The organism is Saccharothrix sp. HUAS TT1, assembly GCF_040744945.1.
Taxonomy (GTDB): Bacteria; Actinomycetota; Actinomycetes; order Mycobacteriales; family Pseudonocardiaceae; genus Actinosynnema.
Genome location: NZ_CP160453.1, coordinates 8,002,517 through 8,015,751, shown reverse-complemented (window position 1 = coordinate 8,015,751; position 13,235 = coordinate 8,002,517). Strand labels below are relative to the sequence as shown.

Annotated in this window: 9 protein-coding genes; 4 read left to right on the top strand and 5 right to left on the bottom strand. The window is 69.1% G+C overall.

Features of this window, described 5'->3' with window-relative positions; genetic code table 11:
- Nucleotides 1-280: 280 nt before the first annotated feature.
- Nucleotides 281-2,467, top strand: a complete 2,187-nt coding sequence (locus tag AB0F89_RS35025; protein WP_367130400.1) for a tetratricopeptide repeat protein — start codon at nt 281-283, stop codon at nt 2,465-2,467.
- 263 nt (nt 2,468-2,730) lie between these two features.
- On the opposite strand, the gene AB0F89_RS35020 is transcribed toward AB0F89_RS35025, so the two are convergent.
- From AB0F89_RS35020 to AB0F89_RS35000, 5 genes are all read right to left on the bottom strand, one after another.
- The gene (locus tag AB0F89_RS35020; RefSeq protein ID WP_367130398.1) at nt 2,731-3,357 is read right to left on the bottom strand and encodes an IS3 family transposase; all 627 of its coding nucleotides are present in this window, start codon (nt 3,355-3,357) and stop codon (nt 2,731-2,733) included.
- A gap of 228 nt (nt 3,358-3,585) precedes the next feature.
- Entirely contained in the window at nt 3,586-3,894 is a 309-nt protein-coding gene (locus AB0F89_RS35015; protein ID WP_367130397.1) for a transposase, read from the bottom strand.
- A gap of 162 nt (nt 3,895-4,056) precedes the next feature.
- Nucleotides 4,057-4,662, bottom strand: a complete 606-nt coding sequence (gene wrbA / locus AB0F89_RS35010) for an NAD(P)H:quinone oxidoreductase (RefSeq protein ID WP_367130395.1) — start codon at nt 4,660-4,662, stop codon at nt 4,057-4,059.
- Nucleotides 4,663-4,992: 330 nt separating this feature from the next.
- Complete coding sequence (locus AB0F89_RS35005) at nt 4,993-7,398, bottom strand: CapA family protein (protein ID WP_367130393.1); 2,406 nt, start codon at nt 7,396-7,398, stop codon at nt 4,993-4,995.
- A 158-nt stretch (nt 7,399-7,556) separates the two neighbouring features.
- Nucleotides 7,557-8,342 (bottom strand): hypothetical protein, encoded by a 786-nt coding sequence (locus tag AB0F89_RS35000; RefSeq protein WP_367130392.1) that lies wholly within the window; start codon nt 8,340-8,342, stop codon nt 7,557-7,559.
- Between the two features lie 361 nt (nt 8,343-8,703).
- Here AB0F89_RS35000 and AB0F89_RS34995 point away from each other — a divergent pair, with 361 nt between their 5' ends.
- From AB0F89_RS34995 to AB0F89_RS34985, 3 genes are read left to right on the top strand one after another with little or no spacing between them, the layout of a single operon-like run.
- Nucleotides 8,704-10,854 (top strand): HAMP domain-containing protein, encoded by a 2,151-nt coding sequence (locus tag AB0F89_RS34995; RefSeq protein WP_367130390.1) that lies wholly within the window; start codon nt 8,704-8,706, stop codon nt 10,852-10,854.
- Nucleotides 10,851-12,737: a poly-gamma-glutamate synthase PgsB gene (gene pgsB / locus AB0F89_RS34990; protein ID WP_367130388.1), complete on the top strand. Its 1,887-nt coding sequence runs from the start codon at nt 10,851-10,853 to the stop codon at nt 12,735-12,737. Before AB0F89_RS34995 ends, pgsB begins: the two co-directional genes overlap by 4 nt.
- Nucleotides 12,734-13,219 carry a poly-gamma-glutamate biosynthesis protein PgsC/CapC gene (locus AB0F89_RS34985; RefSeq protein ID WP_367130386.1) on the top strand — a complete coding sequence of 162 codons (486 nt, stop codon included), beginning with the start codon at nt 12,734-12,736 and terminating at the stop codon, nt 13,217-13,219. Before pgsB ends, AB0F89_RS34985 begins: the two co-directional genes overlap by 4 nt.
- The last annotated feature ends 16 nt before the right edge of the window (nt 13,220-13,235 follow it).

The following is a 13,235-nucleotide window of genomic DNA, read 5'->3' as shown; positions in this document are numbered from 1 at the left end:
TCCCGGAGCAGGTACCGGGTGTGATCGAGCGATACCGGCGACGCACTGTCCGGCTCGATGAGCACTGGCCGACCAGTGCCCTCCGGCCGCTCGTCCGTGTCGCCATGGTAGCGGCAGGGTGTGGAGCAACCCGCGACTCGACCTGCACGCACGGGAGTCTCGGCAAGTACAACGTTGATGAAGAGCTACCCGCAGATTTGCGAGCAAGTGACTGCCCAACGGGTGAATCTGGTCGGCTGACCTTTCCGTCACCAAGAATTGATGGATAATGACCGGGCACATGACGCTTGTGGTTGACGGAGGCACCTCTATGCCAACATCGTCCGAGAAACCAAGAAGTGCAGACCCTCAAGACTACCTTGAAGCACCAGTGCTCAACCAAGTCAATGCCTATCAAGCTGGAACTATTCTGCAGGCGGGAAAAATCTATGGGGGCATCCACCTGGAGCAGACTTCAACCATTGTCGCACCTATTCCGCAGCAACTCCCTGCAGTGTCGAGCCAATTCGTCGGTCGCGCCGCAAAATTAGCAGCACTCGACCGGGCAGCCTCCGGCTCATCAGTCCTGATCTCAGCCATTGGAGGATCTGGCGGGATTGGCAAGACCTGGCTAGCGATACGATGGGCACATGAGCACATTGACGCTTTCCCGGATGGACAACTATTTGTCGACCTTCGTGGATTCAGTCCAGATGGCGAGCCCATGAGTCCTTCCGTGGCAATAAAAGGATTCCTTGCGGCACTCAACGTTGATCCTAATTGCATACCCGTTGAGCTTCATTCCCAAGTGGCGCTGTATCGCAGTATTGTTGCGAAAAGACGAATGCTCATTATTCTGGACAATGCGGTGAGTTCTGCCCAGGTGGACCCCCTACTTCCCGGCGGAGATTCTTGCGTGACTGTGGTGACCAGCCGTCGAGTACTAAACGCAATAATCTCACGACATGGCGCACACCATGTACCCCTTGACACGCTAGATGATAGCGATGCGCACGCTTTGCTTGCTCTACGGTTGGGAACGGATCGCATCGCGGAGGACGTTGAAGCTGTTGCGGGGTTGATCAAACTATGTAAAGGCCTTCCCATCGCACTTAGTGTCATCGCAGGCCGAGCAGTAGCACGACCACATGTCCCGCTTGCGGATTTCGCAATCGAACTACGCGATTTTGGACTCGCAGCACTTGAGGACGATGATCCGACAGTTAGCTTGCCTGCTATACTTTCTTGGTCATACAGTGAATTGCCCCATAATCAGCAGATTGCATTTGGACTCCTTGGCATCGCGCCTGGCCCGTCGATCTCCCTGTCCGCCGCAGCGAACCTACTGGATATGCCGCTGACACTGTGTCACAAAGTGCTGCGCGCGCTCGAAGATGCTTCATTGTTACATAGAGGGTCGAATGGTCGGTACTCGATGCATGATCTAGTGCGCAGCTACGCAAGCAACACCACCCATCACTTGGACGAGAAATTAGTAGACGTCTCACTGCAGCGACTGGTCGACTTCTATCTACTAACCGCATACCTCGGCGAAAGGTTACTGGATCCACATCGGCCGCCGATCACAATTCGCCCGCTTTCGTCCGGTTGTCGTCCGGCTGCAATACTGGACTATACCGCCGCCATGACCTGGTTCGACGTTGAGCACATGTGCCTTCTGGCGTCACAGCATGTGTGCGTTGTCCGCAACTGGCACCAGCCAGTATGGCAATTAGCATGGACCTTGCATACGTTCCATATTCGCCGAGGACATCGACAGGATCACCTGGATGTCTGGCAAGCAGGGCTCACGGCAGCCGAAAAATCCCGACACGCTCCTGCGCGAATTCGCGCTTACCATAATTTAGGGCACGCCATTGCGCAGGAAGGGCAATATGTCATCGCGATCGAGTACATCGCTCAAGCCCTTGGTCTTGCTCGCTCAATTGGCGATCATGCCAACGAAGCTCGTGCTCACCGGGCTCTCGCAATGGTGGTAGGAAAACACGGTAATGCTAGGCGCGCACTAGAACACGCTACCTCTGCGCTGAGCATATATCGCACACTAGGTAATCCTGTCTGGGAAGCAAGTGCACTCGACAGCGTTGGTGTGAATTCTGCACAACTTGGACTGTATGATTCGGCCCGCCAACATTGCGAAGCCGCGCTCGCCTTGTACCGAAAATTCGATCGCAGCGATGGGGAGGCAGACGCCCTGAGCAGTCTTGCGGGAATCTGTTATCAAACAGGTAACTATCGCGATTCCGTGAATCTGTACCAACAAGCTCTGTCGCTATATCGAAGACTTGGCCACAGTCGCCCTAGCGCCGATGTTTTGAACAGGCTCGGTCAGTCTTATATCGCTATTGGCGAGGTCCGTGGAGCCCATACTGCCTGGTCAGAATCTTTGCGCATGTATGGCCGGCAAGGTCGAAATGGCGATGCCGCTCAGGTGCAGCGGCAACTCGACAAACTAGGCTCCAAGTAGCCGTTTTCGAGCTACTGGTGTTGGATGAGTCGGTGACTGGTGATGCGGATCATGCACCAGCGGACCACGGCCTCGTGGTGGTGAGGTAGTCGTTCGTAGTCGCGGACGCAGCGGCGGTGTCCGGTGATCCAGGCCGATAGGTGGGCCACGCAGCGAGGTGTCAGCGATGGGCTGATCCTTTTCCGTGCGGCCTCCCGCCGAGTGAAGTAGGCCTGTGCCGCTCGAAAAGTCGGGTCTGCTGCACGAGTAGGTGACAGTTGTAGTCACGCAGCCTGGCTGGCTGACGTGGTCATGATTGCTTCGTATTCGATGGGGGTCAACCGGCCGAGGCGGGCTTGGCGTCGGCGGCGGTGGTAGGTGTGTTCGATCCAGGTGACGATCGCGGTCCGGAGCTCGTCGCGGGTGTGCCAGGCGCGCCGGTCGAGAACGTTGTTCTGCAGCAACGCGAAGAAGCTCTCCATGGCGGCGTTGTCACCCGCCGCGCCCACCCTGCCCATCGAGCCTGCCAGCCCGTGGCGAGCGAGGACACGGACGAATTTCCTTGATCGAAATTGCGATCCGCGGTCGGTGTGCACCACGCAGCCGGCGACGTCACCGCGTCGGGCGATGGCGTTGGTGAGCGCGGTGACGGCGAGGCGGGACTTCATCCGGGAGGCGATGGAGTAGCCCACGATCCGGTTGGAGCAGACGTCCTTGACCGCGCACAGATACAGCTTTCCTTCGGTGGTGCGGTGTTCGGTGATGTCGGCCAGCCACAGCCGGTTCGGTGCGGTGGCGGTGAAATCGCGGTGGACCAGGTCGTCGTGGACCGGCGGACCGGCCTTCGCGCCGTTGCGGCCGCGTTCCTGCCGAACGCGCTCCACCAGCCCATGGACGAGCAGATCCGCCACGCGGTCCGATCCGCCATCGACAGGCCGACGTCGCGCGCCTTGTCGGCCAGGAACCGGTATCCGAACTCCGGATCGTCGCGGTGGGCGTCGAACAACGCGTTCGCCCGATACGCCTTGACCAGTTCGGCATCGGCGACCGGTCGGGCACGCCACGGTAGTACGGCTGTCGAGCGATGTTCAGGACCCGGCACGTCACCGCGACGGGAATCCCGTCCGCGGCGAACTCGCTCACGAGCGGGTAGAGCCTTTTCCCGGCAGGTTCGCCTGCGACAAGTACGCGGTCGCCCGCCGCAGGACCTCGTTCTCCTGCTCGAGCAGCTTGATCCGCTTGCGCGCCTCGCGCAGCTCGGCCGAGTCGTTCCTGCTCACACCGGGTTTGACGCCCTCGTCGGTGTCGGCTTGGCGCAGCCACTTGAACAAGGTCATCGGATAGACCCCGAAGTCCTTCGCGACCTGCTCGACCGTCACGCCGGGCTCACGGTCACGGGCGACCCGCACGACATCGTCGCGGAACTCCCGGGGGTAGGGCTTGGGCACAGCGACATCCTCCCAGCTCGCCATCACGGCAAGCCAACTCAGATGTCACCAATCCGTGCAGCAGACCCTCGACAGGTGCTGCACATGCAGGGGACAAGTGCGGCACGATGTTGCCGAGGGCCGTCCGCGGGGTGGCTCCTGGGTGCGATGCTCCTGCCGGAGCTAGGCGGTCAGGCCCTTCTTCAGGGCGCGGGCGATGCGCACGGCTCGACGGGTTTGGAAGGTCACCGCGTCCAGTTCCACCTGGCCGGGTGGGGTCTGGCCGTTGTTGGAGACGTGGCTCGTGCCGTAGGGATTACCGGCCTGGAACTGGATGGGGTCGGCGTAGCCGGGTGGCACGATGACGCAGCCCCAGTGGTAGAAGGTGTTGTTCAGCGCGGTGATGGTGGTTTCCTGGCCGCCGTGCGCGGTGCCCGCCGAGGTGAACGAGGTCGCCACCTTGTCGACCAGCTTGCCCTGCGCCCAGAGCGGGCCGGTGGAGTCGATGAACTGCTTCAGCTGCGCCGTCGGCAGGCCGTAACGGGTGGGCGTGCCGAAGATGAGCAGGTCGGCCCACTCCAGGTCGTCCAAGGTCGCCTCGGGGACGTCCTGGGTCTGCTTGACGTGGGCAGCCCAGCCCTCGTTGCTGGCGATGGCCTCGTCCGGCGCCAGCTCGCGCACCTTCCGCAGCCGCACCTCCCCCTCGGCCGCCTCGGCCGCGGCTCGGGCCATCGCGTGCACGCTGCCTGTGGCGGAGTAGTAGATGACGGCGATCTTGAGGTCGGACATCGAGCTCTCCTGTGCTGTCGACGGCTATCGCGGTGGTGTACCCAATCGGCGTCGATGTGTGCACCGACATCACCCCTTGGTGGTCCGACACCCCCGGAGCGGGTGGGTCGCCAGGGTCGGACACGCGGTCTGACCTGCGCTTCAGGTGGCCGAGGGTCCGGTAGGGCAATTTCTTCATGACGGACGCCGACGCCACCGCGGCGAGCAGCGCGCGATCGGCCCGCTCGACCGCGGACGTGGGACGGTCCGGGCGCGGCACGGTGGAGTCGCGGTCCGGCAGCCGGGTGGCGAGCGGGCGGTTCGGTCGGGTGGCCCGCTCGCCGGTCCGGGTCAGGGGGAGGACGGGAGCAGGACTTCGTAGGGCAGGGTCACGCCCGTTCGGCCGCGGTTGCGGGCCAGGGTGAAGGCGCCGTGGGAGTTCGTGCCCCGGGCGTCGCGCCACTCGACGAAGCGCAGCTCGTCCACGTCCACCCATGCGGGTTGCGCCGAGGAGCCCGAGACCTTGAGGTACGGCATCACCATGTTGCCCGTCGTCGGTCCACTGTCCAGTTCGGACACCGCCAGGTCGACGACCACCTGGTGCCACTGCCCGTCCGCGGGGACGTCCACCGCCTTGGTGTAGGTCGCGACGACCTCCGAGGTCGGGTCCTCGGCCGGGTTGCTGTCGTCGAAGTGGTAGACGTCGAAGCGGGCCTCCGCGGCAGCGGTCGAGGAGCGGCGCACCCGGGCGACCAGCGAGTACGACGGGGTGGGGTCGGTGGGGACGGCCCGGCCGTCCTCGTCCCGGTACGCCCGGTGGCGCGGCAGGGGGATGCGGGCGATCGGCCTGCTCTGCACCGAGTCGCCGTCGCGCACCTCCAGCCGGAGGGCGCGCAGGCCCTGCGCGGCGTTGCCGGAGCGGACGCCCTCACGTCTGCTGTTCACGCTCCAGTGCACGGCCTCGCTGATCGACGCGTCGGCGGTCTCGTCCTCGAAGTGCCCCCAGCCGTACAGGTCGCGCCCGATGTCCACTCCGTCGCCGCCGGTCGGCTTGACGAGCGCCGACGCGGCCACCGGGAGGTCGACCACCGCGCCGGGCCCCACCGCCTGGTCCTGGGCGCGGCCGGCGGTGGGCTCGGCGACCAGGCGGGCGGTGTGCCGCTCCAGGACCACGTGCGCCGGCGTCCCCTTCTCGCGGGGACGGGTGCGGACGTCGCCTTCGTCGTCCCGGTAGGACTCCAGTGGCAACGTGCTGCGCTCCCACACGCGCGCCAGGACGCGTTCGGCCGCCGTGTCGGTGACGGGCACGGGCTTGTAGTCCACCAGCTCCAGCGGGTAGAGCCTGGCTTCCAGCAGGGTGTCGCCCTCCCACACGGTGCGCAGGAACGCGCTGGCGAAGGTGGCCAGGAAGTTCTGCTCGAACACGAAGTTGCCCAGGCTGTAGGCGATCAGCTTGCCCTTGTACCACTCCAGTCCTTGCAGCACGTGCGGGTGGTGGGCGACCACGATGTCCGCGCCCGCGTCGATCGCCTCGCGGGCGATGTCGCGGATGTTGTCCGACGCCGCCTCCTGGAACTGGAAGCCGGCGTGCACCTGGACCATCACCAGCGGGGACGACTTCGCGACCTGCTCGATCTGAGCGGTGGACGTTTCGCCGTCCCACCGGGCCGCGCCGCCGTGACCGCGTCGCGCCACCCAGTCCTGCATCTCCGGGTAGACGGCTGCCAGCGACGCCCACATGCCCGCCACCTGGTCGTCCGAGGCGTTCTTCTCGGCGGCGCTGAACCGTTCCCACGCCTCGCGGATGCGGCGCGGCGCGGACGGCACGCCCGCCGCCGGGTAGCCCCAGGTCCTGTTCTCGTACTGCCACCGGTCGGGCTCGGCGACGTCGCCGGGTTGCCGCGCGGTCGCCGGGGGGAAGCTCTCGTTGACGAAAGAACCGTCCACGCTGGTGTACGCGAGCACGCCGACGCCCGTGCTGGCGACCTCGCGCAGGTGCGCCCGGGCGGCCTCGGCGGCGTTCGCGCCTGCTCCCACGGTCGCGATGCCCGCGCCGGACAGCGCGGCGCGCGTGTCGGCCACGCCGGCGTCGAGGAGGTCGCGGGAGTGGTTGTTGGCCAGCACCGCGAGGTCCGCGGACAGCGCGCGGAGACCTGCCACGGTCGGTCCGGCGGACTGGAGGATGTAGCGCTTGCCCGGGTAGGCGGCGTCCGCGGGCTTGTCGCTGATGACCGTCTCCACGTTGACGGTGCGGAAGTCGGCGGCGGCGAACGCGGGTGCGATGGCGGCCACCACGTCCTGCGCGCCCGCGGCGGCGTCGTCGGCGGGGATCAGGGGCTCCGAGCGCCCGCTGGACTCCTCCTGGGTGGGCGTCGCGTAGCGCCTGCCGAACATCACGTCCCCCGCCGAGTGGACGGCGAACCTGTCGTCCCCGCGGGCGAACAGCTTCACGTCGACCTGCTTGCCGGAGTCCGACCAGCCCAGCGGGACGGGTTCGGCGAGGTACCCGTCCGCGGTCACGACGGTCATGGCCGGACCGGGCAGTTCGGGCACCTCGACCACACCGTCGTCGTCGGAGGTCAGCGGGACCGGGCTGCCCAGCGGCGAGTGCACGGTGACGGTGGCGCCCTCCAGCGGTTCACCGGACTCGCCGGCGACCTTGAGCCGCACCGCGATGCTGTCGCCGCCGGCCGGCCGCAGGCAGTCGTCGCAGTCGCCGTCGCCGATCGCGTAGACCACCGCTCCCACCGCCGTCACCACGACCAGGGGAATGGCTACCCACGGCCACCGGTGTCTCAACGTGCTGATGATGCCCACAACAGAACCCTTTCGTGGTAATGGTGACGCTTCACGTGCCGGGACCGTTTTCCGGCGTCCGCCGGACCGGGCGCCCGCCGGTTCGGCCGCGCGCCGGCTCAGCCGCCCAGTGCTTTTTCCAGCGCGCGGACGACGGGTTCCCACTCCTCGGGGGAAACCCGGGTGGTGCGGTTGAGCTCCACGTGCGCGAAGAAGGCGCCGTGCTCCGCCGCGACGGCTCCCTGCCGATTCCGCCTGCCCTCCAGATCGCCGCAGTCGCGCGCCCACGCCCGGCACACGCGCAGCAGCCCTTCGAGGTCGTCGGCGACCCGGGTGATCGACGGGTCCTCCCGCGCCGCGCCGGGGGAGAGCACCAGGTCCGCGGACGGGAGGCTGTCGTCGTCGAAGCCGTGCAGCTGCACCTGTGGCACGCGGTCGCGCGAGTGCCGTTCGGCCGCCGCGTGGAACAGCGAGTCCGTGCGGTGGGCGGCGTCACCCGCGCCGGCGGCCACGCGGCGGTGCGTGCCCGCCACGGAGAGCACGGCGCCGGGAACCCGGCGGAACAGGTCGAGCCCGATCTCGGCGGTGCGCAGGTCGTTGGCGGGGTGCGGGACCTGCACCGCGACCCGCACCGGTCGGGACAGGTCCACCACGTACAGGCCCCAGCTGTGCTCGGTGCCGGCCTCCGCGGCCGCGAGCGCGTAGGGGCGGCCGGTCTCCTCGTCCACCGTGCGCCGCACGGCGAAGCCGAGGGAGCGCAGGTCGTCGTCCCCCGTCGCCGGGGTGGGGCCCAGCGCGGCGAACGCCTCGGTGAACGCCCGGCGCTGTTCGGCGGTGGGTGGTCGGTAGGGCGCGTCCTCGCGCAGCGCCGCCACGAAAGCGGCGACCCGTTCCGCGAGGGCCACCGCCGGGTCGGAGGGCGGTGGCGGATCGTCGGAAGGGCCCTTTCCGTAACACCCGACGAAGGAGATGCTGATCACGGCGAGAAACAACACAAAAGTACGCCGTAAACGAATATAGATCACCGATGTAAATCGGATTCACTCGTTCGGCACATCAGTAGTCCCCTCTTGGCTAGGCGTTGGCGACTTTGTGGTGCACAATCTACGGGTTGCATCAACCGGGGTAGCGCGTTCGGGGGCGCGCCCCTCTCCTTATGGGTGACGGGGTCGGAGAAATTTCGTGCGCCACAAAACGGTTACAGACCGTGACGTCCGGCTGGGACGCTTGCAGGACCAATTACCGGAAACGTCCTTTCCGGCCACGGTGCGCCTACTGCCCACGGCACTGCTCGTCCTGCTCCTGGCCCTGGCCGGGACCACGGGCCTGCTGCTGAGCGGCGACGGCGACGAAGAGGTGCCCGCCGCCTTCCGCGAGTCCCAGCAGGAGATCGCGCTCGGAGTGGCCCGTTCCATCGGCGCGACGGCGAACCAGGGTTCGAGCGAGTTGCGGAACGCCGCCACCGGCGCCACCGGCGAACCGGACCGGCTGCTGGACGACCTGGTGCGCAACCGCAAGTGGCGCGGAGCCGCGGTGCTCGCCGAACCCGGTCGTTCCCTGCTCGCCGCACGCGGTGAGCAGGTCCCGGTCCAGGTGATCCCGACGGCCGTCGACGACGCCGCGGTCACCTCGGCGGTCACCGCCGGCGGCGAACCGGTGCTGCTCATCACCGCCAGGCTGCCCGACGGCCGACTGCTCACCGCGACGACGGCCCTGCGACTGCCCGAGCCGGCCGCGGATGACGTGCTCGGCCAGTCCTACCTGCTCACCACCCTGTCCGGCCAGGTCGTCGCCGCCACGGGGCCGCTGGCCCGCGACCGCGCCCCCGACGTCGAGCGCTTCCTCGCCGAGGCCGCCCGCGCCGCCGCCGCCGGCCCCGGTGTGCTGCTCGGGATGCCGGACGACCGCGTCCAGCGCACCTACGCCCACGTGCGGGTCGTGCCGTCGGGCAGCCCCGACGGCCTCGACCTCGCCGTGGTCGCGGTCGCCGCGGGTCCGCTGCACAGCGGCGCGGCCGGCACCTCGGGCATCGTTCCCGCCGCGCTGCTGGCGCTGCTCGCCGTCGTCGGGTTCGTGGTCGTGCGCCGCGTCGTCACCGGTCCCGTCCTCACCGCCCGCGCCGACCTGCTCTCCCTCGCCTCCGGCGACCTGGGCACCACCGTCCGCCCCACCGGGACGGCCGAGGTGGCCCGCGTCGTCGCCGCGGCCCGGCTGTGCCTGGACCGCCTGACCGGCGGGAGCGGCGACGTCGAGCCGGTCACCGGCCGCCGCGTCACCGCGCGCGCCACCTGCTGCGTCCTCGCGCTCTCGGTCTTCGCCTGGTCGGGCGGGGTGCTCGTGGCCTTCCGCCCGGCCGAGGTCGACATCCCCGCCGGTGTCGTCGCCGGGGTCCGCGCCCAGACCGCCAGGGCGACGGACGCCCTGCGCCGCAGCATGAACGACGGCCTGGCCGACCTCTCCGCCGTCGCCGCCGGCGCGGGGTCGCCCGACGCCCTGCGGTCCGCGCTGGAGCGGATGATGGTCGACCAGACCCGTTACCGCAGCCTCTACGCGGTGGACCGCTCCGGCCGGGCCGGTGAGCCCGTCGGCCGCCCCCCGCTGCGCATCGGCGAACCCCCGGCGGCGGTGGCCGGCCTGCGCCAGCAGAACCAGGAGGGCCGCGTCCCGGTGATCTTCGCCGAGGTCCCCGTGGCAGGGGGCTCCACCGTGGTCGGGGAGTTCGACCTGGAGCACCTCGGCTCCCTGCTGGGCCACGTGCCCGGCCACGCGCGCCTGGTCGACGGGGACTTCCGCACCATCAGCGCGACGGACGGCTTCATCGCCTTCGAGCAGGTCACCGACCCGGCACTGCGCGACGGCGCCACCCGCGCCCAGCGCGGCGACCCCGTCGGCGACGTCCAACCCGGCGAGGACGGCCCCGGCATCGTCTCCGCCGCGGCCGTGGTCGGCGGCGAGGTCGGCCGGCTCGGCTGGACGGTGGTCTCGGAGAAGCCCGGCGCCGAACTCGCCCTGCCCGTCAACGACGTCCGCCGCTACGCGCAACTGGTCGCGCTGATCGTCGCGCTGGTCGCGCTGTTCGGCTACGGCTGGTTGCTGTTCTCCGTGCTCGGCCCGCTGCGCCGGGTCTCCCGCGCCGCGGACGCCCTGGTCCGCGGCGACCTCAAGTCGGTCATCTACCCCCAGCGGCACGACGAGGTCGGCACCATCGCCTCGTGCCTGGAGATCTGCCGACAGGCGGTGACCCAGGGCCCCGACCGACTCGGCGAGGTGCGCCGGCCACGGGGTGCGGCCACCGACCCCACCCAGTTCCTCAAACCGGTGGACAAGCCCGCGGCGCACGCACCGCAGTCCCGCCCGCCGGTCCGCCGCGCCGCCGCCCGCGCGTCCCGCGCCCGAGTCGGGAAGGGCTCGGCGTGACCTACCTCTACGTCGTCTTCGTCCTGCTCACGGCCGGCACGTTCGCCGCGGGCGTGGTCGAGCAGCGCAGGCACCTCGGCCAGCTCGGCAGCATCGAGCACCGGGTCCTGGTCAACGGCATCCGCGGCAAGAGCTCCATCACCCGGCTGTGCGCGGGGGCCCTGCGCGGCGGGGGACTGGTCACCACGGCCAAGACCACCGGCACGGCCGCCCGGTTCATCCACCCCGACGGCAGCGAGGAACCGGTCTACCGCAAGTGGGGCATCGCGAACGTCGTCGAGCAGATCGGCATCGTGCGCCGTGCCGCCGCTTACCGGTCCGACGCGCTGGTGATCGAGTGCATGGCGGTCATGCCCGACCTGCAGGAGATCAACCAGAGCAAGCTGATCCGCTCCACCATCGGCGTGCTGTGCAACGTCCGCGAGGACCACCTCGCCGAGATGGGCCCCACCCTCGACGACGTGGCCCGGTCGTTGAGCCGGTCCATGCCGGTGGGCGGGGTGTGCGTGACGGCCGAGGTGGACCGGCTGCACATCCTGGAGGCGGAGGCGGCCAAGCGGGACTGCGAGCTGATCGCGGTCGACCCCGAGTCGGTCACCGACGACGACATGGCGGGCTTCACCTGGATCACGTTCAAGGAGAACGTCGCCATCGCGCTCAAGGTGGCCGACCTGCTGGGCGTGAACCGGCGTTCGGCGCTGGCGGGCATGTGGTCCGCGCCGCCGGACCCGGGCGTGCTGTCGGTGCACACCCGGATCGCGGGCGACAAGCGGATCAAGCTGGCCAACGTCTTCGCGGCCAACGACCCCGAGTCCACCCTGATGAACATCGAACGGCTGCTGGAGCAGGGGTCCATCGGCCGCCCCCTGCACGTGGTCATCAACTGCCGACCGGACCGCGTGGAGCGCAACCAGCAGATGGGCGCCCTGGTGGCGCGGATCGACCCCGACCGGGTGGTGCTCATCGGGGAACCGACCCGCAGCGCCCTGTCCGCGGTGGACGAGCGGTGGCGCGACCGGGTGACCGACCTCGGCGCCGCGCGCAGCGGTCGGGAAATCCTCGACGCCGTCCTGGCCGGGGTCGAGTCGACCGCGTCGCTCGTGGCCATCGGCAACATCCACGGCCAGGGCGAGATGTTCCTGGAAGCCGTCGAGCACCTGGAGGAACCGCCGCCGGCGGAGCAGGCCGCCCCCGCGGACGCGCGGGTGGGGAAGGCCGCGCGGATCGAACCGGGTGCGCGCGTCGAGCCGCCCGCGCGCCCGGCCCGGCCCGCACCCGCCGGGGACGTCCCCTCCGGCCGCACCCCGCGACCCACCCCACCCCGGGGCGCCGCACCAGGACCGGACGCCGGGGGGCGGCCGCGTCCCCTCCCGCCGCGCGGGACGGACGACGGCCGGTTCCCCTCGCCGCTGCCGGACGCCCGCCACGAGCCACCGCGCGCACCGGGTGAGCGGTTGCCGGTCCACCCCCGCCCGCACGAGCACCGGCGGCACCCTGCCGGGTCCTGGCGGTCGGCGGAGACGTCCCGCGACGCGTCGGCGGAGACGTCCCGCGACGCGTCGGCGGAGACGCGGTTCGTCAACCCGGTGGCTCCGCCCTCCCGAGGTCGGCTGCCCGTCGGGGACCCCCACCGGGCGCAGGACCCGCGACGTCCGGCGCCCGACCGCGCCCACCCGGACCCGGTCCGGCAGCGCTACGACCCCGGGACCGGGCTCCGGGCCGAACACCCCGGCGGCGTGACGCCCCGCCCGGCGCACCGGGCGCAGGCCGACGGCGCGGCGCGGGGGGACCTCTTCGACAGCCCGGGACACGAGACCCCCGACCGCGACGCGTCACCGCACCCCGACCACCGCACCACTCCCAGACCCCGGAAGCAGTCGTGACCAACGGATCCCTCCTCCTGCCGGAGGTCGCCACCCTCGGCCTGGCCATCGGCCTCGTGTTCTCCCTGGCGTGCTACCTCACCACCAACCTCTCGCCCGGCGGCATGATCACGCCGGGCTGGCTGGCCCTGACCCTCGTGGAGGACTACCGGCGCGCGCTGCTCGTGGTGGTCATGAGCGGTGTCACGTTCGGCGCGGTGAAGTTGTTGCAGCGCGTGGTCATCCTCTACGGCAAGCGGCTCTTCGCCGCCGTCGTGCTCACCGGCGTGCTGCTGCAGACAACGCTGTTCATGCTGATCCAGAGCGACTACCCGCTGCTGTTCGCGCACCAGACGCTGGGGTTCGTGGTGCCCGGTCTCATCGCCTACCAGCTCGTCCGCCAACCACCGCTGGTCACCGCGATAGCGACGGGTACCGTCAGCGCGGCCGGATACGGTGTACTGGCGAGCGGCGTGCTCATCGGGCTGGTGCCCACGGTCTGAAGCGGTTGGTGCGAGA

What these genes read in the sequence shown, in the direction of transcription:
- wrbA (WP_367130395.1), bottom strand. Translation starts at nt 4,662, where the DNA reads ATGTCCGACCTCAAGATCGCCGTCATCTACTACTCCGCCACAGGCAGC.
- AB0F89_RS35025 (WP_367130400.1), top strand. Translation starts at nt 281, where the DNA reads ATGACGCTTGTGGTTGACGGAGGCACCTCTATGCCAACATCGTCCGAG.